The following is a 21,237-nucleotide window of genomic DNA, read 5'->3' as shown; positions in this document are numbered from 1 at the left end:
TCACAGGAGGTAGCGGTCGCTCATGCGGGCTGCCCACTCCAACAGGGCAGGTTGACTCGAAGCTGCGTTGAAGAAGTTCTCGTGACTCCAGAGGGCGACCGACGTGGGCATCGCATGCTGGTGCAGGGCGGAGACTACGGATGCCGCTCGGCTGTCGTCGCCTCGAGTGAGGACCACCGCCATCGCCTGATCGACTCCACCCTCTCCGCGGACGCCCGTGCGACGCACGGAGTCGGTCAGGAGCACCGAGCGAAGGAATTGGCTCCCACCCTGGTCCACGATCTCCTTCGCATCCACTGGAGCCAACCCGATCTCGGACAGCGCGGCGGCATAGCACTCTGGGTCGAGCTTGGTGGGCGAGAACGTGTCGACGTACTTCACCTCAACCGTGACGAGCAGACGAGAATCGTCGGCCAGCTCGAGAATCGCAGCCACGTCGAATCCCGACCTGTCCCGCGTGTGCAGGTCGCGCGGCGGGAACCACTCAGCCTCAATACCGTTCAGCTGATGGGAGGGGTCGTCGAGCCTGCCGAGGGCGCGAACGTCCGCACCGGTCAGTTCGGCGAACATGGCCGCCGCTGCAGAAGGGTGCGCACGCAGCTCACCCGCGATGCTGAAGGCGAGGGGCTGGCTTGAGAGCAGGTTGCGCCACAGGCGGTCTTTCTCCGCCAGACCACCGATGGGCTTGAGCTCGCTGAGGCGCTTGCGGGCGTACTCGCGAGCCGCGTCAGACATGAGGTTCAGCCCCTCCTCCTGTGCACTGATGCCTTCATGCTCCTCGGCGAGGCAGCTGTCCAGGGTCGGATAGCGAGATCGGGCTCGGCTGTCCGTCGGCGGTCCCGCTGGCCATTGGAGGGTCTCCCGCCGCCAGCGACCTTGATGGGCGCGATGGGCGCGGACTGCAGGGTCATTGTCGAAGGGTCGCGGAAGGTGGTCCCCCGTGAGATCGTCCATGCCCATCAGTGAAACCCACCGCGGGCGCATCTGTCAGGCATCTGCGACATGCCGCTGCGTGGCCGTCATTGTTGCTTGGCGTAGGTCTCCGCGCTGCGCAGTTCGGTCGGCCAAGGGGACTTGGGAACTCGCCTTGGCCAGTCAGCCGGACCTTGCTCAGCTGCTCCTACGGGATGCGTGAGACGGAGTCGTGCCGACCATGGCGGGTGAGACCCGGGACGCACACTATTGTCGGACAGGCAACCAGGAGCGAGGACCGCCGTGCAGTGGATGCCCCCGGCCGTGACAGAGGCGGTCCATTTCTTCGGAAGTCGCCGTGCCGGACCGGGCGGGCTCCGCCCGGCGCTACACCTTCTACCGGGCCTACTGCCCCCACCGGACGAGCACGTCTGATCTCCGATAGTTGGGTGTCCGCTCGACTCGGGTTCCTGCGCTCAAGGGTCACACGCGACGCCCGTCGTGGCGCACTTCAGGGAGAAGAAGCGAGAGCGTCGGCAGTCCAACCGGTTTCCAGCTGCAGCCGGTTGGTGGCGACCTCGCCCACAAGGTCGAAGAATCCCTCGTGCGCCCCGTCCTTCGGATCCTCGACGGTGCCCGCGGCGTACAGAACGGCGAAGTCAACAGCTCGGCCGTCGGCTTTGCGCCTGATCACGCGGCCTAGCCGCTGAACCATCTGGCGTCGCGACCGGCTGGCCGTCATCACGATACCGAGATCGACCGTGGGTACGTCGATGCCTTCGTCGAGCAGCTTGGGGGCAGCAAGCGCTTGGAGCCGTCCTTCCTCCAGCGCCCGGAGACTGTCCCGTCTCTCCCGATCCGGCATGCCGCTGTGCAGTGCAGAGGCGGCGACGCTCCACTCCCGGAGGCGTCCCGCCGCCTCCTCGGCCACTTCCTTCGACTGCGTGAAGAGGACAGCTCCCTGCGACGCGTCGATGACCTCGGCGAGCTCCTCGACGGCGTCGAGCTTCCCTTCGAGCGTTGCCAGCAACAAACGGCGCTTTCGCATAGCGGTCTCCGCCGAGCGAGCGGCCTGCCCGACGCGTCCGCCCGCACCGCGCAAGCGACCCAGCTGCTGCACCAGAGCCGCACCCGTACCACTACCGAGTGCACCCTCGCTCCGCAACACCTTCAGGCCGTTGGAGATCTGTCTGGTCAGAGCTTCGTACTCCTGCTCCTCTTCCTCGCTCATCGCAACCGGGGCCATGATCAATCGGAACGGAGCCACGACGCCCTCGCGAATTGCGCGGTCGAAACCTATCTTGAGGATCGTTCCCCCGAAGTACGGCGCCAGGACGGCCTCGACGGCGTCGTCGCCGCGTTCAAGAGTGGCGGTCAGCCCCAGGCGCCGCTTGTAGCCGGCTCTGAGGGCGTATTGGAACTCGCTCGCCCCGTATCGGTGCACCTCGTCGGCCACGAGCAATGGGTCGTCCGAAAATGAACTGAGATCCTGCTTGAGGGCTGAATGAACCACCGCGATGGTGACATCAGCGAACTGGGGATGCCCGGAGGTCCGGCCTCCGACCCTCGCCACCGCGAGGGAGGGCAGGAAACGGTCGAACCGATCACCCCATTGATCCTGCAGGTCCACCGACGGGACCAGTACCGTCGACTTCTCGCCCACTGCAGCCGCGTGCGCCACCGCCTCCAGGCCGATGTGGGTCTTGCCGGTGCCCGTGACCGCCTCGACGATGCCGAAACACCCTCGCTCGTACCAGTTGGCCATGGCCTCGCGCTGCCAGGTCATGAGATCCAGTACGCCCTCCGGCGCACGTCGGCGACCGGTCCCGGTGATCGGCATGACGATCCATGCCCCAGCAGGGGAGTCGGCGAGAACTCCGCGCGCATCCTTGGCCTTCTCGACCGTCGGCTTTGCTCCCGCTCTGGCCTTGGGCGTTGGTGCCTCTGCGCGCATGACGCTGCCGTCGGCGACCTTCACCTGCAAGCTCCAACGTGGGACCTGCGAGTCGTCCTTGAGGAATACGTGGCGCTCCCGATAAAGGACGGAGTTCACGTCAGTGCGCGTGGTCCCGGGGTAGCCGTTCTTGCTCAACAGGAACGCGAGCTCCCGGGCGGTGGAGCCCGGAGCGCGCGACAGCGTCGCCACGACCCCAGCGCGGAGGGTGCCGTCGTCAGCCGGGGGTTCGGCCTCCGAGAGGCCCAGACGGCCGAGGTACACGGGAGACGCGTCCACCAGGGTGACTGCGGAACCGTCCTCGTCCACCCAGACTCGTCCACCGGATGGTCTGATGGAGAGGAACTGCGCGACCACAGCGTCAGCCGCGGAGGTACCGAGTACGTCGCGGAGCTGAACGTTGTCCCTCATCCGGGTCAATGTGCGGTGGCCGGGACTGAGTCGCCACCGCTGACTACCGAGCGGCCCCGGCCATGGTTGGCCAGGGGAGAGCCCCACCTTTGAAGGCTGCGAAGGGGTCGCTGTGTATGGAGGAGTCGTCCTGCGCTTGACCGCTGCGCTGCTGACCGCGGGTGTTCCCGTCGCTTTCGATCTCCTACTCGGGTCAGCAGGCTCCCCTGGGGGCTCAGGAGCAGCGGACACCGACACCGCCGCTACCGTCGGTGGGTAGGCGAGTGCCTCGAGCAAGTTGAGCGTAGTGTCCTCGCCGAAGTCTTCGGCGTAGTCGTAGAGCTGGTCCTGCGTGCGGAGTGTCCGCAGCAGCCCAAGGTCACCCGGTTGAACCCCATGTCGGAGCAATTCCTCGTCCGTAAACGCAGCGAACAGCGCCCTGGGATCACCTGTCGTCGACATCCGAGATCCTAGAGTCACACGCCGTCCCCGGCTCTCACACCCCAGGCGACCCGATGGCCGCCTTGAAGGCCTCCGCCGTGACTTCGTCCATCGAGTACTGGCCACCTTCGCCATGTGGGAGCCCGAGCAGTGCGCTACGGCTGTGAACCCGATCGATCGGAGGGAGGTGAAGAGACAGATGGACACTCGCGGTATTCACAGTCACTCCTAGTTGATGAACTGGTGGAAGAAACCCTCTTCGGGTCTTCCCGGAAGCCCCACGAGGGTGGCGCGGTCGAGAACGTGGTTCATCCGTTCACAACTCGTCTCGGGAAGGAGTAAGCACGCGTGGCATGCAGAGAGGTTGAGCGCGTCGGCGCCGCTACCGGACGATTCGATGCATACCGGATCGGAGGAGCACCATCGCGCCCGATGGATGGCCGACTGCAGCACTCCCCAGATCCGTTCCGGATCGGCCTGTGCCGAGAGGCCACCGAGACTGCCGGCCGAGTCTGCCGATGCCGTGTAGACGAGCACTCCGGTCTGTCCAGGTCCCGCGTAAACACGCTCTCGCAGAGAGGCAACGGGGTAACCGGCATCAAGACTCAACTCCGTGAGAAGCACGTGCGCGAAAGAGTGCAGGAGCAGCTCGCGGGGGCTGATCTCTGTGGCGTTGCCTGCTCCGAACTGCTGAGCGCGCATGTCGTAGGCATCATTGATGGCGGCAGCCCGCTGCCGAGCGAACTGGCTCTCCTCCCATTCGCTCACGACGTCCTCGCGCAGCCGCAGGAAGACCCCCTCCCCCAGGACCTCGATGGCCGGGAGCCAAGTCGCCGGATGATACGACAGCTTGGAAAGGCGATCCGAGGAACCGCCATCCTCTCCTGGCGTGACTCGACGAAAGCCCTGAAGAGCCCGCACCTCTCGAAGCCTCGACACCTCCGACACACGGGCAATGAGGTCCGATGCGGCGTCCGCAAGCCCTTCCACGGGTTCGCAGACGAACTGCTGATGGGGGTCGACCTCCGGACGACCCAGCACGAGCGCCTGGTACTCCTCGCTCCGAAGGTCCGCCTCGGTCGGAGTCGCCTGCTCGCCCTCCCCTCGCATCTCGAGAATCGCAGCGATCAGCTCGTCGACGGACAAGCCGGAAGACTTAGGAATCTGCATTCCCTTGAGCACCGGTGCAAGCGCTTCGGCGGGCACGTGTTCCAATGCGGGCCAATAGTTCCCGACGACCTTCATGACGCCCTCGGACCACGGCGGGATCGAGAGTGCAGAGCGTTGCACCGCGAACCAGACGTTCGAGGAACCACGTTGCAGCGTGCGGGGCACCTCGTCGCACTCCTCGGCCGGTGCGGTGCGCAGCCACGGTCGCTCGCCGGTGCACTTCCTGATGCCCTGGAGCGCTTTGGGCCCGAACGAGCCGGCCATGCTGCGGGGCTGCACCCCACACGAGCACGACACGACGATGTCGTTCAGGGAGGAGCTCTGGCCACGCGTACGCAGTGAGAGCTGATGCTGCGCGTTCTCGTGCACCACCTGGCCGCGGTGCACCCACGCGAAGTACGGAAAGTCGTCGATGTGGCCGTTCGTACAGCAGACGACGAAGCGGGAAGGGGTGAGCTTCCTGCTGCACTCCTTGTGGACGTTCTCGTCCCAGGAACCGAACCGGTTCAGCGTGCCGAGCCTGTGGCAGGCCGGGCAGTGATGAATCCGCGGGAAGCGAATGACAGGCAGATCCTGGCCCTTACTGCTCCCCGACGGCGGAAGGCGGAACGTGTGCACACCGAGCGATTGAGCCAGCCGGGGCTCGGGGACGACCGGACAGAGGAACTCCTGCCAGTCGTCCAGGCCCACAATCATGAAGCTCTCGTCCTGAGCAGGGAACAGGGCCCCGACCCCGAACGTGGTCACCAACTGGCTGCGGCGGGCCTCAGCCACGGTCCTGCGCGACATGTCAGCGATCCTTCACAGTGGGAGGGACAAGAAAGAGGCTGGAGGAAACGTCGACGTCCCGCAGACTCAACATCGTCGGCCAGGCCGGTGCGTCGACCGGAAAGCCCGCAGTCTGATCACGCAGGACCTGACCGGCCTCCTGGAGAAGGGCGCCGTCCGGGCTCCGCCAGCCGGCGTACTTCAGTGACGGCGCGTCGCAGGCGTCGGCCCAACTGTCGATCAGCGCGTCCAGCTGAGCGCGCACCTTTTCCGCCTCGTGAGGCGAAATATTGCGGCACCGTTCCACGATCCCGTCGCACAACCCCTCAACTTCGGCGCGATGGTTCGGCAACTGGACGGCGCGCGGATCCCCGGCCAGGCCATCGATCATGAGACGCGTCATCGCGACCAGCATTCCGTGCAGTCCCCGGTCTCGAGCTCGAGCCGCGAAAGGCGTCGCCCCCGTGGCCTCCACCTGGCGATACAGGGCTCGGTGATACGACGCGAAGTTCTCGTAGTGGGACAGGTCGCGCGACCGCGCAGCGTTGTAGATAACCACGACGAGGCCCGGGTGCTGACGCCCGACCCGGCTGGTGGATTGGATGTACTCAGCCGTCGTCTGCGGCTGGCCCATGACAGCCATAAGTCCCAGCCGATCGACGTCGACCCCCACGGAGATCATGTTCGTCGCAAGGACCACGTCCTGGGTCTCCTCGCTCGGCAACGAGGTCCCCAGGATTTCCAACTCACGCGGGATGTCCGCCGAATCCACCCGGGAGGTGAGCTCGCCGACGTTCATCGCCTCCCGTGGCTCGGTTCCGGCGCGGCCAGCCACGACCTTGATCCGGTCGGGGACGTCGTCGAAGACCTGCATGAAGGCACCGCCGAGCACCCTCAGGCTGTTGAAGTAGCCGAGCAGCGTCCAGTAGGCGTCGCGCACCTCGTCGTCCTCCGGCAGGTCCTTCGCGGACTGCAACAGCACCGCGTAGGTGCGCACCATCAGCGTCGTGTGGCTGACGGACGGCGCGAGTACCCCCAGGTATCGACGGGTTCCCTTGCTGTGGGAGGGAGCCTCGACGGAGAAGTACGAATCGGCGGCCGTGAGGCCGGGCGGCGGGAACTGCCGGGCCTCGCGGTCGAACACCGCATTGACCTGCTTGCTCGCACGCCGGATGGTCGCGGTCGAGGCCACCACCTTCGGCCGGTTCGCGCCGGTGCATGCCAAGTCGACCGCGGCCTCGTACAGGCCAACCATCGTGCCGAGCGGACCGCTGATGAGATGCAGTTCGTCCTGAACGATCAGGTCGGGGGGCGAATCGGCACAGTCGCGCCCGAACAGATTCCGGACCTCCTCACGCCAGGCCATCATCGCGAACTTGTCGACCGTGCCAATGACCAGCGATGGCCGGACCCGGTACACGTCCTCGTCGACCAGGTGCACAGGGAGGCCGGGAGCGAATTCGCACGCGGCGTTACCGCATCGAACCTCGAGCCGATCCGGACCACGCAGGATCCGGTAGTCGCTCACCTTCAATCCAGTTCCGCAGACGGGGCACCGCAGGAGTTGAACCGGGTTGCCGTTCTTGCTCCTTTCACCCCTGTCGATGGCCCGGAGCGCTGCGCGGGCGTCCGCGATCGTGTTCGGCGTTGCGCCTTGGCCCACCCACAGGCCAAGCGAGATGGGCTCGGAATCACGCAGCCGCAGGCGGCGCAGCGACTCCAGGGCGCAAATGAGACCCGCGGCGCGCTCGAACTGCTGGATGGTCAGCAATCGCAACGTGTAACGCATGAGCACCGAGACACCACCGTCTCGGGGATCACGCAATCGACGAAGCAGGATCGCGTAGGCGATGAGACCGAGATACGCCTCGGTCTTTCCACCGCCGGTCGGGAACCACAGCAGGTCCGCCAGCTCGCGATCCGGGCAGTCCGCATTGGTCAGACCTTCGAGGTTGAGCAGGATGAAGGCCATCTGGAAGGGGCGCCAGACCTGTTCGCGCTGACCCTGCCCCCGCTGTGCGTCCTGCCGCGAGCGCTGCAGGCTCATCGCTTCGTTCATGAGACGGAAGGCGGCTGCCGCGTGCGCATCCTGATCCAGCAGACGAAGCCCGCGCTCGATTCGTGCAGCGGCCTCCTGTGCATCGGCCAGATGTCGTTCGGCGGTGGGGAGATGTTCAGCCGCCAGGCCGGACAGTTCCGCTCGCCGGTCCGCGATCCAACGCCGGTAATCCGAAACCAGGGCGTGCAGGGCGTCGAGCTTTCCGCCCTCGGCGAGCTCGCGCATGGTGATACGGATACCGCCCCCGCCGGCCGGCTCGGCAAGCTTGACGTCGTACCAGGGAAGGAAGGTGGCCTCGAGTCTTGTCACGGTCTGCGCGGCGTGGTCCCAGGCCACGGCGCAACCGTGACCTACTGCCAGGTCCTCGACCTCGCGGTAGAGCAGGGAGTACGAGGCGAGGTCGGCATCGTCCAGGCCCTGCGAAGGCGAGGAGTGGCGGGGGACGAAGCGCCCCGTGTCAACCGACACCGACAGTCGCGGCTGGAACCAGCAGTACTCGTCACGGCGTCCCGTCGGTGGCGAGCCCTGCGTGTTGACCAACACCACGGTCACGGAGCACACGCCGTCCATCGGAGCTCGCACCACGGTGTAAAGCTCCAGGCCTGCGGCCAACGGGGTCTTGAGCGGACCGACTGCGCCCGTGGCGATTCGGATCGGCTCACTGATCGACTCGTTCCGCAGCCATGCTCCGTCCGTCTGGGAGTCGGGGAGATACCGGGCCGCTGCGGCCTCGATGACGAGTTCGGGAGACGCTCGAGGGTCCACCGCGAACGTGAAGCCCATGCTCGACGGATAACGCATGCGGGAAAGGGCGACGGCCGGGTCGAAAACACCGTCGGCAGCGGAACTCGACTCGGCCGAGTCCGTCTCGCTGTCCGCCTCCTCCATGGTCAACCCGTCCTGCGGATGCAAGATGCCGAGAACGAAGCGATCCATGGGAGCCTCGTCGAGCTGTGCGTCCTGAGGACCGCCCATCAGGTCGGCCCCCAGGGCATCCGTCATGCGGTCCCGGAAGTCGTACCAGGCTTGTATGTCCCTCATGCCGCGCCATTGCCTCCCCAGTCCAGTGTGGCCATTCCTCCGACTCTCACCCCGAGGGATAGAAGCGGGTCCTCGATCGAGATTCCCTCACCGGCCCGAGTCTCGACGGCCTCGAGAGCCAAGCCGCTCAGTCCGGGCCATGGCACCTTGCGCTTCCCCGCGTAGCCACCGATTCTGCGGGCCAGCGTCCGTCCGAAGGCCTCGGATGTGCGAGCCACCTCATGACCGCCGTACTGCAGCGAGTAGATCGGAAACTCGAAGTCGGATCGACGTGGATCAACCACGGCGCTGACCTCGGCACCCACAGGCAAGGAGCTCGCCGAGAAGCCGTGTTCGATGTCAACGGCGTCCGAGGTGTCGATCCCACGAACCTCGAAGGCGCGGGTCCTCCACTTCTCGTAACCCCCGATGTACCAACGTCCGGTGCGGTTGTCGAGACGCAGATGTCGGGGCAGCTGACACCGCGCCGCGACCAGCTGAACGCGAGGCCGCGTGGCCGCCACATAGGCGACCGAGACGTCTTCCTGATCAGCATCGGCGGGCAGCAAATCGGACGGGTTGATCAGGACCACATTGTCGAACTCGAGGCCCTTGGCGCGGTGAATGGTCGAGACGAGCATCACCTGACCGGCCGCAGCCCCGTCCAGCAGCTCGGCCGGCAGATTTCTGCGCGCGACGGCATTGCGTAGCCGTCGAAGGTCGATGCGGTCGTGCAGTCGGAAGTCGCCCTCGGCCTCCTTGAGCAGGCGCCATGCCTCCTCGGCGCCCATGGGGGCCAGCCCCGCCAGCCTTGACTCGACATCAGTCCGTCGCATCGTGGTCCCAGCACTTCCGTGCACTGTCTCCGCGATCCAAGCGGCAACCGGCAACTCCTCGGCCTGGGACCTCATGCCAACCGGGCAACCTGCGTCACGCAGCGACGCGGAGACCATCAAGGCCTGGCCATTGGTACGACAGAGGAACGCAGTCGACCCCTTCCAGCGTCGCGCCGCGCGGCCGACGTCCGCCACATCCCCTGCCATGAAAACCTGACTGAGGAACGAACGCACAACGCGGGTGCGCTCCTCGCCGCACGGTCGGCTCGCCAGCAGGGTGGCGGCTGCGCCAGCCTCTTCAGTACGGGCGCGGTACTGATGCTGGAGCCGGATGTCCTGTACGCCGCCCAGGCCACGCACGCGATCGAGGAACTGCCCAGATGTCAGATCCTTCTCGTTCTCCAGTTGGAAGTCGTAGACCGCCTGTTCGGGGTCACCGAGCAGAGTGAAGCCGACCTCTCCGGGCAGCCGCTCCAGAATGGCCCACACGAGGCGCGCACGGATGCCGACGAGGTCCTGCACCTCGTCGACGATCAGGTGGCGCAGCATGTCGAGATCGATGGACTCACCCCCTTCCTCGACCAGCTCGAGGGCACGCTTGATCCGCTTGTCGAAACTGAGTGCGCGCCACTCCTCATCGGCCAGCTCGTCGAGCAGACGAGCCGCTAGGCCGTCCAGGGTCCGGATGGCCGGCGCGGGCGCATCACCCTGGCCGGCGCGCCGTCGAAGCGCACCGACAGCGGCACGCGAGAAGCTGATGGCCAGGATCTCGTCGTAGGCGTCCAGCCCCTGGTCCGCCAGCGACTGGAGCAGCGCGGCCACCACCTCGGTCTTGCCACTACCTGGTGGCGCGAGCACGATCTGACGTACGTCCGGCGAGATCGACGCGGCCTGCTCCTGCTCGGCGTCGAGCCGAACGGTTGAGTCACTCATCAACCTTCGACTCCGCGTCCGGGTTCCAGAGGTGTTCGAACTCAAGGAAGGCAAGATTCTCGCCGAACTGCTGAAAGTTGTCCTCGACGTTGACGATGAGGACTTCCTCCGATCCGCCGTTCAGCGGTCCGCGTAGCCCTCGGCCGATCATCTGCTGATAGACGTTGGCGCTGAACGTGGGGCGTGTGACATACACGGCCTGAACCTTGGGGGCGTCGAAACCCTGGGTCAGCACGTTGTAGTTCGTGATCACCCGAATTCGACCCTGTTTGAACTCCTCGATGTAGTACCGACGCGCAGCTGGATCAGTGGTTCCAGAGATCGCCACGGCAGGAATGCCGCGGTGACTCAAGAGCGCGGCAAGCGCCATCGCATTCTCGACCGACGTGGCGAACAGAAGCGCCGTCCAGTCGTGGGGAAGCGACACGACAGAATCGACGATCCGCTGGTTGCGTTCGGTATCTGCGCCGAGCTTGTTGAGGACTTGTGCGGGGATGACCCGCATCCTGTCCATCGAATCCCGGTCGGCCGCGGTGAAGTGCACTGAGGCGCCTTCCAGCAACTGGTGATTCACCCTCGCCAGGACCCCCCGGTTCTGCAATTCCGTGTACGCATCCGCCTCGAAAGCACCAAGATCCAGACGGTTCCGGTCGTAGCGCGCGACCAGCCGTTCGGTCTCCGCCTGGTTGGTGTTGCGGAACGGCGTCGCCGTCAGGCCGAGCAGCACTCGGCTGCCCTTGCGCGAACGACCACGCCCCAACCAATCGAGGACACGTGTATAGGACGGCGCAACTGAGGTATGTGCCTCGTCAACGACGACCACGGTGGGATCGGTGAGCCATTCGTAGTCGGGGTTGTTGATCTTGGTGTCGAGCTTGTCCGGCGTGGCCACCACGAGTTGAAAGCCATCTGTCACCTCTGGCACATCGTTGGAGCCCCAGAGTCGTCCGATCGTCATCCGATGGCTTGGCCCCATCGCACGCCAGATGTAACTCCAGCTCTCGACGGCCTGCTCGCACAGCTCGTCGCTCTGGGCAATCCACACAACGGGACCAGTGAGAAGACCGTCTCTGAGTTCCTCGACCAGTGCCTGGACCGCCACTCGGGTCTTTCCCGCACCGGTCGGCAGGGAGACCATGCCGCGGCCAAGGCTCCCACGCAGAAGTTCCTTGATGCGTCCGGTCACGAACTGCTGATAGTCGTGGAGCGGCCCCAACTCGGCAGGCCCTTCGACCACGAAAGCGGCTGGCCGAGCGTCCGTCGAGAAACCAGCGAGTTCTGGCGAAAAGCCCAAATCGGTGACGAACTTCCTGGCTTTCGAGCCCCCTGCCCACGCGAACGGAGGATTCAGGCCCTTCTCCTCAAGCACCGCCTTGAAGTGCTGAAGCGCCGCGACACCGTGCACGGAGCGGACAAGCCCTGCCATCTCAAGATCGGTCATGGGCCGGCCCTGTTGCCCCTCGATCGACTCGATGGCCGCCGCCGGAAGTGACCTTCTGAGCTTCTCGCCTCCAACGAGATGTGCAAGGCGCGCTTCGTCCGATTCCGCGTTGCGAAGCTCGGCGACGAGCCTCTCGGTCGCCTGCTCCCGCACATTGTCGATGATCGAACGGATGTCGAGCATCGTCAGGTCGAGCTGAAGAACTTCGGAGACGGAGCGCAGCACCTTCTCGGGCGCGGTGGCAGTCACGAGCACCTGGCCGTCCTCGAAAGCATGTGGGACCGGCTTCGACTTCATCCCGTCCCGGGTAGCGGTGACAAGATCCAGCGCGTCACATGTCTGCAGCTGCACCGCATGCTGATCCGGGTCTAGGTATAGGCGTAGTTTCGGGAAGAGGTCCAACAGGGTCTGGGCCTCACCCGACACCTGGAACACGAGCTCCTGTTCCAGAAGCCGCGCGCCGTCCTCGAGCTCCCATTCGCTCTGCAGGTGTTTGGCATCGTCGACGTCGTCCACGAGCACCACCGGCAGACTCTGCTCGGTCAATGCGTGAAAAGTCTCTTCACTCGTAACGACCGCTACTTCACGAGTCGGAACCTCGACGCTGCGGCGCCCCACCTGGGCCTTGATCGTTTCGGGTGCTTCGGCGAAGTAGACGGCCCAGGCATAGAAACGAAAGGCACGGCGAGTGTCCTCCCAGCGGGCGGCGACCGCCAACATGTGCTTCCATGCCTCGGGCCCCAGGTCTCCTGGCTCGGACTTTATTCTCAGCGCCGCGCTGACTGTCTCGGGGAGGTCTACGATCGGCAAGACGTCAGTCGGCAGTTCCTCCGAAGGAAGCAGACATGCGTCGGACGGCATCGGCCCGAAGGCGGTGTCGAAGCGGCCGTGCTGCATAACTGCCCAGTAGACCGCGTTCATGTACCGCTTGGGTTCGTACGCCGCGTTCGACTGGTGTCTCACGATCCAGGGGTCACCACTCGTCAGGCCCAAGACGATGCTGGTCAGCGCCATCCTGCCTCGCGAGCTCAAGCGGCCAAAGGGCTGGAGCGGCCACGGCGGCGCCGCACCTGAGACGTCGAGCCGGTCCATCTGCGGCTTGGCGCCCTTCGCGGTCTCCAGGTATCGACGCCGAAGCTCATCGCGGTAGTTGAGCAACCAGGGTTCGTCGGGCGGATCATGACGCAGCGTCGGTTGAGCGACGCATCCGATCTCGGTCAAGGTTTCCAGTTCGCCTCGATGGAAACCTGTGTCGATGCAGACCACGGCGTCCCTTGAGTCGCTCTCCGACACAATTCCACCGGGGAGGTACGCCGATCCCACGGGTACGAAATCACCCTGCCTGGTCTTGACTCGGACGCTGGATTCCAGAGGAGCCGGCAACTCCTCACGCAGGACCTGCAGTGCGACCGAGGGGGTGCACTGGCGGATCAGCCCCCACGCGCGAGTCCATTCGATCTCGGACGGCCTGCGACCGTTGATCAGGTTGCGGAGCTCGCCTGCTCGATCCAGGACCTTGACCCCCATCCGGGCGAGGGCTTCGTTGACCGCGGGAAGGTGGGCCAGATCAGGATGAATGAAGTTGAACCCAGCATCTTCCGCCGAAGCCCGGACGAAAATCTGACCTGCCACAATGGGCGCCAGACTCGAGTCCTCCAGCAGGACAACCCGCGCTGCCCTCGCCGCGCGAGTCAACTCTGGCCGTGAGTTCATGATGGCGGCGACGAGCATAATGGCCGTCGCGGACGACTGAACGGATGCGTCATCGGTCAAGGCTTCGATCCACTCGGTGATCGAAGCGCGGCTGGAGGCACTCTCTCCGACGAGGCGCTCGGCCTTGAGCCGGCGCTCGGGATTCTTGTCGATCCCGTGATGCACCCATCTCGCCGGCCGCGGCTCAAGGGAACCCCACAGCTGCAGCAACTCTTCCCCGATCCCGCTGGGGTGCAGACGCAACAAGGACGGCTTGGTCAGTTGACCCGAGTCGTCGGGCAAGGACGGCATCCCCTGCAGCGCTTTGAAGACAGGTTCGTTGACCACACCATCGGCCCAGCTGCGCGACTCTCGTCCACGAGCAGGCAGGACATCCAGGACCGAGCAGGGATCCTGCTGGTCGAGCAGGTGATGCCACTCAGAGGCGATCAGAGCAGGCAGCACCTCGGTCAGAATCTCTGCATTGAACTGGCCCGGGAGCAGGTTTCGGCGGTCGTCACCCATCTTCCAAGGAGCATTGACGATCCCGGACAGTGTTGTCCGGTCCTCCGTCGGGAAGAAGGCCCACAGTTGTCCGACCGACGCCCGCCCGCTCATGGGCACCGCCCACCAGACCTTGATCCGTTCCCGATGCGCCAGCTCCCCGGCGTCCTCCAGAGCCGCCCTACTCGGACGATGCTCCCGGGACGCCACGCGCCACACCGACTCCCTGCCCTCGGAGACGAGGACCAGACTCGCATCAGGGCGACGTGTAACCCGCAGAATGCGGTCTACATGCGCCTCCAGATCCTGCAGGCGCACCTCCGTGGCGTGAGGTGAGAACAGCAGGAACTCGGGGGGAAAGCCCGCCACGTCCTCGGCGAGATGCTCGTACCCTCGAATCAGCGGCACCCGAACCACGGTGGTGGCCCACTGCATCAGTTCCGCCAGAATGGCGTCGTTCTCAGCGATTCGGTCGGCATCCAGAGGCTCGGCCAATCGCAGCATCGGGAAGGACGGCGCACCAGGCACGACCGCATTGATCCGAGTCCTCGCCAGTTCTCGATCGAACCCGAACGACCCCGACCGGCTGAAGATCTGCGGGTTGTCGGAGATCGCCACGACGGACTTGAATCCGAGGCCGAACCGGCCGATCTCGTCGCCGCGCTTTCGAGAGAGGTGGGATGCCATCAAGGAGCTGACACCCTCGGGCGTCATCGGCTTTCCTTCGTTGGCGACGTAGAGGCACGCTCGAGACAGAACAACGTGGATGCGCCCCGAACTGCCTAGGAGAGCATCAGCGCCGTTTTGGATCAGCTCGTACAGCTGCTTGCGACCGTAGCCTCCCTGCGCCGTGCTCGTCTCGATGGCTGCGTCCTGCTCGACTCGAGATGCGTCCTCCCGATACGTCGCGAGGCATCGATCGGACTGCTGTGCGACCTCTGCTGCGAGCCCTTCCCCGACCCCTGCCCACCCGGACAAACGCTTTCCCCGTTCCTTGCTGTTTGGATGCCGAGGAGAGTCAACAGCAGTCCTCCGACACCAGAAGGTGAAATGCCAAGAACTGGTCTAGCCAATTCGAGGCGCGAGGTGCAAGGCCAGCGCCCGGGCCAGTGCTGGTGGCACGGCGTTCCCGATCTGGCGGGCGATTGAGGTTTTGTTCCCACACCAGACGAAATCTTCCGGGAACCCCTGGATTAGTGCAGCCTCCGCGTGGGTGATGGGTCGATTCTCGGTCGGGTGCAGGTACCGGCCCTTCTCGGGCTTGAAGAACTCCGTACGGATTGTGACCGATGGCTTTCCCCAGACCAGACGTCCCATCACGTCCCCCGCGCCGGACTTGTGCTTCCGCCAGCACGGCGTCAGGAGCTCGTCAGGCAGGTCCTTCCGGCTACCGCCAGGCGGAATCGCACGGAACCGTGCCAGAGACAGCTCGCTAGGACGCCGCGTGACGTGCAGATCCCTGAGCTTGAACGTTCCCGGAACACGAGTGCCCTGGAACTCCACAAGGCTCTGAGGCAATTCCACTGCTTCGACGCTGTCCTCCAACCACGCCGGAAAAGCCTCGCGCAAGGTGCGACGCTCGGACTCAGGAGGAGGGCCTATCTCGTCGAGCTGCCTACGCCGCCCGATCACCACCGCACGGCGCCTCGACTGCGACGCACCGTAGTCGGCGGCGTTCAGCACGAATGGTTCCAGCACGTAGTCGGACAGCAAACCCTTGGGCGCCGTCTCTGCCTCGAAGGCGAGGTACTCCGCCGAACGCAGGAACTGCGGCACGTTCTCCAGGACGAAGAAGGCGGGGCGTGCGCGGCGCAAGGTGCTCATGTAGTGGCGCCACATCACATTGCGAGGGTCGGCTGGATCCTGCTTTCCGAGAGCCGAGAACCCTTGGCAAGGAGGACCACCGACCACGACATCGGCAGCCGGAATGGATCCCGTCACCCACTCAGCGATGTCGCCGACGTGGACGTGGTCCGCGCCGAAGTTGTGGGCGTATGTGGCCGCCGCGTGCAGGTCGTGCTCGACTGCCGCGACAGGTTCGTAGAGTCCCGTCGATACGAACCCACTGGTAAGGCCACCGCAGCCCGCAAACAAGTCGATGACGCGCAGCTGCTTCACGCAGAGAATCCTAAGTTGCGGGGGGGACAGTCCCGTCGGAGCCACGCCGGCGACATACGACATCGCCGACTCTCTCCGCAGCATCTTCGGGGAGTTCGTGCTCCCATATGCGGATGACCTCCCACCCGGAGTCCCTCAGGACCTGATCGGTGTCGCGATCCCGGGCCACGTTCGTTAGCAGCTTCTGCCGCCACCACTCGCCGTTGTCGCGAGGCCAGGTGGCGTGGTCAGGACAGGAATGCCAGAAACATCCGTCCACGAACACGGCGATCTTGAGCCGGGTGAACCCGACGTCCATAGTCCGGCGCGGTCTACCCGGCACCGGGTAGTTCACGCGAAACCGAAGACCGCGACGATGTAGCTCACGTCGAAGCAGTACTTCGGGTTGGGTGTCGACCCGGCGTTGCAGACTCATTCGCCGACTGATGGCCTCCGAGGTCACGGGATCTTGCGGCACATGTCCAAGGTACGAGGATGATCGGCGCGATCCACAGTCAGGACGCTGATGAGATGGCACGGTCACAGGCTGGCGCGTTCATAGCGGGCGGCCTCAAGGGGTGATGGCAACACTTCTGATTGATCGGAGTGTTCTATGGCGGATCCTCGTGGGCCGTACGGGCTCAGCAGCGGTTGTTCTGTCAGTGTGTCCGCGAGGGTGACGGTGCCGCGGACGCAGTCGCGAACTGGCCCCGGTGCCCGGGCCTGCAGGACCGAAAGTGCCTCTCAAGAAATGACGCAGCATGGGTTCCACGACGTGGCTGGATACACGCGACTGCAGCGTGACCTGCGGTTCTCTGACCGTTCCTCGGGCACACTCGCCATGTGCCAGTAGAGCCGTCTCGCACCAGTCCCGGGGGCCAGCTGTCCGCCAAGATGTCCACGCTTGCCCGCCGCGACACCTCACCAGAGCTCGCGTTGCGCCGGGAGCTGCATGCTCGTGGCTTGCGGTTCCGGGTGCAGCTCAAGGTCCCTGGCAACAACCGGCGGACCATCGACGTCGCCTTCACGCGCGCTCGACTGGCCGTCTATCTCGACGGTTGCTTTTGGCACGGATGCCCTGACCATGGTCGCCGACCACACACCAACGGTGAGTGGTGGGCGTGGAAGATCGCTCGCAATCAGGAGCGTGACCGTTCAACTGACCGGCAACTGCAAGAGGCTGGCTGGCACGTGCTCCGCTTCTGGGAGCACGAAGAACCCTCCGCAGCCGCGGACGCGGTCTTCGGCCGGTACCGCGAGCTCATCTCCACTCCTGAGTGACGGGACGGCCTTAGCGCGTCGCGAAATCGCCGATCAACCGATCGAGGACCGTGCTCCAGCCTGTGGTCGGGTTAATGTCGCCCCGGACCTGCTGGGGCAGCGCCACGCGAAAGGACAGTGAGTCCACATCCAAATCGGTGAACGTTGACAGGTCACCTCGTTTGGGCAGCCTGATCCTTGGGTCTGTCATGTCATACAAACGCTCAAACCGGATGGTGAAGGGGCGGGCGTAGCTGGCGACGAACTTGTCGCGGTCGTGGCGATAGCCCGAGCCTGTATCGCCTCCGTACTGAAGCAGACGCTGATGGAACAGCTCCCGATCATCCACCTCCAAGTTCTGAGCGATGCGTTCGACGAGCACGGGGATGGTGTCCCCTCCTTCGCCCGGGTCAGTCCATCGGATTCCCAGGCTCAGGAGGAACAAGCTCGTCTCGACCTCGCCGCCGTCGGCGTAGCCGACCTCCACCTGGTGCAGCCCTTGGATGTGATGTGTCGACGAAGATCCATTTGTCGTCTTCACTTCAACGCCGGTTGCACCCAACTGGAAGTCTCGCGAGCTCGGCATGCTCCCAGCCCATCCATCGAGGACCTGCCACCGTTGGGGAGGCTCAACGTTCGACAACAGTCCGTCAAGCAACGTCAGCTCCCCGGCAAGTCCGACAAGGATCTCGCTCCCAAGCGCCGCCCGGGTGAGCGCAAGCGCGATGGACTGCTCCGTCCTGGCGAAAGCGATCTGCAGATCGGATGAAGCGCCGTTCTCGAGGAGTTCGGCACACAGAAATGCGACCACTCCGTCGAAGTGAGGGGCGCCCGGGAACTGCAACTTACTCGCCTCGATCACTCCGCCATCAGCGAACCACCACTGATGGTGGCTAAGGCTGTCAGACACTGCCTTGATCGTTGCTCTGAGGGGCGTGCCGGGCAGGAAGATCTCGAGCCGCCCCTGCGGGTCGCGACTCACGCCGACGGAGTGCGATTCATCAGCCCACACAAGGTCTCGTGCGTCCTCGGCAGCCGCGCTGTCGAGGCCCCGCAGCTGTTCCTTCAGCCACTCGAAGGACCCGTCACCTTGCTGAGCCATCATGACCTCCTCTTGCCGCCCCCAGGGCGATCACCTGGTCGGGCCCGCCGGCCGGCAGGCTGACACCCACAGCCACCGTCGGCGTGCCGTCGTCCGGCCTTGAAACAAGATGGAAGAGCACGAGGCCGGGTTCTCCAGCACGTCGCATCCCGGAACTCGTCAGGTCAGGCCGCTCACCGGTTCCGAAGTAGTCGAAGAACTCGTCGCCGAAGATGCCGTCCTCGGACTCGCCGCGCGAGCCCCAGGTGGAGTCGAGGACGTCGCGGTCACGCACGGTGCGCCGCATGGGCCTGACCGGCACCGGCAAGTTGTTCCACGGTCCATCCACGACCGAGGGTGCTGAACCGAACCGAAGGCCCACACGGAACACAGGTGCCCTGCGACGTCGTTCGTCGAGATCGAGCAGGCTCCACTGCAAGGGCGGTTCGTCAGTAGTGAAGAACCCTGGAGCGCGGCGCTCGAGAAGCACCGCCCACGTCCGTAGGTACGCAGCAATGTCGAAGGGCGACAGCCCCACGAAGGGCCGGCCTCCAGTCACGGGCCCGCGGTAAAGCGGGTACAGGGGGTCCCGAGGCTGAACGCCGATCTGCTCCTGCGCCCGTTGCCAGCGCTCGACGGCCGTCGGCTCAAGCGCCGGGTAGATCAGACTGTCGAGCAGGGCTGCCGTTGCTTCCAAAGACAGCGTCCTGTTGCTGATGAGCCCCTGGCCAGCATGCTCATCCGGGACCCCACGTGCCCCCGAAGCGAACATCTCCGCCAGGAACTCCGCGTTCGGACCTTCCTTGTCCGGTGAGTTCATCTGCTGGACGAAGGGTCTTCCTCCAGGCCACATTCTTCGCCCGCGGACCTCAGAGACCCTCCCCGTGGCCCGAAAGGCTAGGCCCTGCAGCACCGACACCGGCGGTGCTGTTTCGCGTTCGGCGCCCATCGCAGCGATGATCTGCCGCCGGAGCGCCTCGTCGTTGTCGTGGTACTGCCGGAACAACCGGAGTTGCGGCCCGCCCGCCAAGACACGGCACAACTCGACGTACGGACCCCGGTAGCCGAACCACCGCTGCATCTGCATCTGCGTGTCGGCCAGAGGATCATTGGTCTCCCGTGTGAAGACGGTGGTTGAGAGCCCCTCCAGGGTGATGCCCCTGGCCATCACGTTGCCGGACACGAAGATGGTCGACAGGTTGCGCGGCGCTCGCCAGGCTTCGCCGTCTCGTTGCACGGAGAACTCAGGGCGGTTGTCGGCGCGTTCGTCGGAGTTGATGACCGCCACGGTCGTGCCCGGAACGATGTCCTCGAGGATCACCCGACTGACTTCCGCCCAGCTGTCTTCGGCAGGCACCCAAGGGGCCTGTGAAGCGCCGAGCTCTCGCACGCACTGGTCAGCGGTCGCTCGGTAGGACTGCAGCCAGTTGAGCCATCGCTCAAGGTTGTCCTGCATGTCTTCGCGGATGCCCTCGACACCCAACCGCCGAACTTGTCCCGCCTCGGTAGCGGGACCGCGTGACCACGCCACGAGGTCTTCAGCGACAGTGAAGTGATCATCGAGGGCGGACGAGGGGTGCACAAGCATGGATGCGACGGGCGGAATGGCTGCCACGGCGTCCGACTTGGAACTGAACCGTTTGTTCACCGCGGTGGCCGGGCTGAGCTTCGCACCGCTCCGCATGTCCCGGATGGCTGAGGCCACCAGGAATGCTCGAACGCCCTCGGTCAAGGCTTCTGCTGCTGTGTCCGGAGCCTCGACGCACAGGGGCGCCGCCTGCAGATGGTGGTAGAAGACCTCGCCCCCCGTATACCAAGAGCGGTACCCCTTCGCCACGCGGAAAGTGGGACTTCGAACTTCGACGTCGCCGTCGGGCCCGGGCGTCCTCAGCGCCATGACGAAGTCTCTCGGCGCAAGCGGGTTTGAAGGGTCCTGCAGGAAGTTGGCCTGAGGGGTCGCGGTGTAGGCGACGTAGGTCGCATAAAGGTTGGACAGCGCGGTCGAGCCTGTCTGCTGCCGTGACTCCCAAAGGTCGAGGATGCGGCGCGGAACCTGGCGCACCTCGGCAGGCCCAACCCCAGGGTCGTCGATCGAGGAGTCGTCAGCCTCGTCGTCGATGACCAGCAGATGGAAGTCTCGCTGCTGCTCTGCGACGGCGGGGTAGACCGTCTCGTGCAAGGTGCGGGACAACTGCTCGAGATGTGCGACGTTCTTCATCACGATGGCCAGCAGGGGTCGGCGCTTGGACAGTGCCCTCAGGACTTGCTGATCGGTGAGAGAGTAGAGCGAACTGAGCTCGCCACCCACCAGCTCCCTTTGACCAGGTGGCGGGAGCCGCAGCCTCGCCACTGCCGCCCCGTGCATCCGGTCGAGTTGATCGTCGACGCGGCTTAGGGTCTGCAGCCACAACGCTGTGCGTGTGCCGGCCAGCACCACCACGCCATCCACCCCGGCGTCCAGGCCCTTGGCGATCACCGCCATCATCGACGCTGTCTTGCCAGACTGCACCGCACCCATCACGACGCCGCGACGCTCCCGACTGCTGGACCACCGTTCGTCGCCCGGCTTGAGCAGGCACCGCTGCACCAAGTAGTCGGCATCGTCGCTGATCGCTCGCCTGCTCTCCGGAGGCAATCCCGCCTCCTGCAGGGAGTCGGCGTAGATACGCCACCAGGATT

11 protein-coding genes are annotated in these 21,237 nt (G+C 65.1%); 1 reads left to right on the top strand and 10 read right to left on the bottom strand.

Translation table 11 applies throughout. The annotated features are described in order from the left end of the window. The 8 genes from ABD268_RS12020 to ABD268_RS11985 form a co-directional block, all read right to left on the bottom strand. Nucleotides 1-954: a PGN_0703 family putative restriction endonuclease gene (locus ABD268_RS12020; RefSeq protein WP_344152042.1), complete on the bottom strand. Its 954-nt coding sequence runs from the start codon at nucleotides 952-954 to the stop codon at nucleotides 1-3. A gap of 469 nt (nucleotides 955-1,423) precedes the next feature. Next, entirely contained in the window at nucleotides 1,424-3,175 is a 1,752-nt protein-coding gene (locus ABD268_RS12015; protein WP_344152039.1) for a DEAD/DEAH box helicase, read from the bottom strand. Between the two features lie 750 nt (nucleotides 3,176-3,925). Further along, nucleotides 3,926-5,656, bottom strand: coding sequence for a DrmB family protein (drmB, locus tag ABD268_RS12010; RefSeq protein WP_344152036.1), 1,731 nt, complete (start codon nucleotides 5,654-5,656; stop codon nucleotides 3,926-3,928). A 1-nt stretch (nucleotide 5,657) separates the two neighbouring features. Continuing rightward, entirely contained in the window at nucleotides 5,658-8,696 is a 3,039-nt protein-coding gene (locus ABD268_RS12005) for a helicase-related protein (protein WP_344152032.1), read from the bottom strand. A gap of 35 nt (nucleotides 8,697-8,731) precedes the next feature. After that, the gene (locus tag ABD268_RS12000; protein ID WP_344152029.1) at nucleotides 8,732-10,483 is read right to left on the bottom strand and encodes a UvrD-helicase domain-containing protein; all 1,752 of its coding nucleotides are present in this window, start codon (nucleotides 10,481-10,483) and stop codon (nucleotides 8,732-8,734) included. Next, nucleotides 10,476-15,098, bottom strand: a complete 4,623-nt coding sequence (locus ABD268_RS11995; protein ID WP_425573715.1) for a DEAD/DEAH box helicase — start codon at nucleotides 15,096-15,098, stop codon at nucleotides 10,476-10,478. Before ABD268_RS11995 ends, ABD268_RS12000 begins: the two co-directional genes overlap by 8 nt. Before the next feature lie 87 nt (nucleotides 15,099-15,185). Beyond that, nucleotides 15,186-16,238, bottom strand: a complete 1,053-nt coding sequence (locus tag ABD268_RS11990) for a DNA cytosine methyltransferase (protein ID WP_344152023.1) — start codon at nucleotides 16,236-16,238, stop codon at nucleotides 15,186-15,188. Between the two features lie 10 nt (nucleotides 16,239-16,248). Continuing rightward, nucleotides 16,249-16,680, bottom strand: coding sequence for a very short patch repair endonuclease (locus ABD268_RS11985; protein ID WP_344152147.1), 432 nt, complete (start codon nucleotides 16,678-16,680; stop codon nucleotides 16,249-16,251). Between the two features lie 380 nt (nucleotides 16,681-17,060). On the opposite strand from ABD268_RS11985, the gene ABD268_RS11980 reads away from it, so the two are divergent. Next, a complete protein-coding gene (locus ABD268_RS11980) occupies nucleotides 17,061-17,498 on the top strand; it encodes a very short patch repair endonuclease (protein WP_344152020.1) in 438 nt (145 codons plus the stop codon). Between the two features lie 10 nt (nucleotides 17,499-17,508). Here the strand turns inward: ABD268_RS11980 and ABD268_RS11975 are convergent, their stop codons facing one another. Continuing rightward, nucleotides 17,509-18,579: a PD-(D/E)XK motif protein gene (locus ABD268_RS11975; protein ID WP_344152017.1), complete on the bottom strand. Its 1,071-nt coding sequence runs from the start codon at nucleotides 18,577-18,579 to the stop codon at nucleotides 17,509-17,511. Beyond that, nucleotides 18,563-21,193: a Z1 domain-containing protein gene (locus ABD268_RS11970; RefSeq protein WP_344152014.1), complete on the bottom strand. Its 2,631-nt coding sequence runs from the start codon at nucleotides 21,191-21,193 to the stop codon at nucleotides 18,563-18,565. Before ABD268_RS11970 ends, ABD268_RS11975 begins: the two co-directional genes overlap by 17 nt. Between the last annotated feature and the right edge of the window lie 44 nt (nucleotides 21,194-21,237).

This window comes from Nocardioides koreensis (assembly GCF_039531775.1).
In the GTDB taxonomy this organism is placed as follows: Bacteria; Actinomycetota; Actinomycetes; order Propionibacteriales; family Nocardioidaceae; genus Nocardioides; species Nocardioides koreensis.
This window is presented reverse-complemented; position numbering and strand designations above follow the sequence as displayed.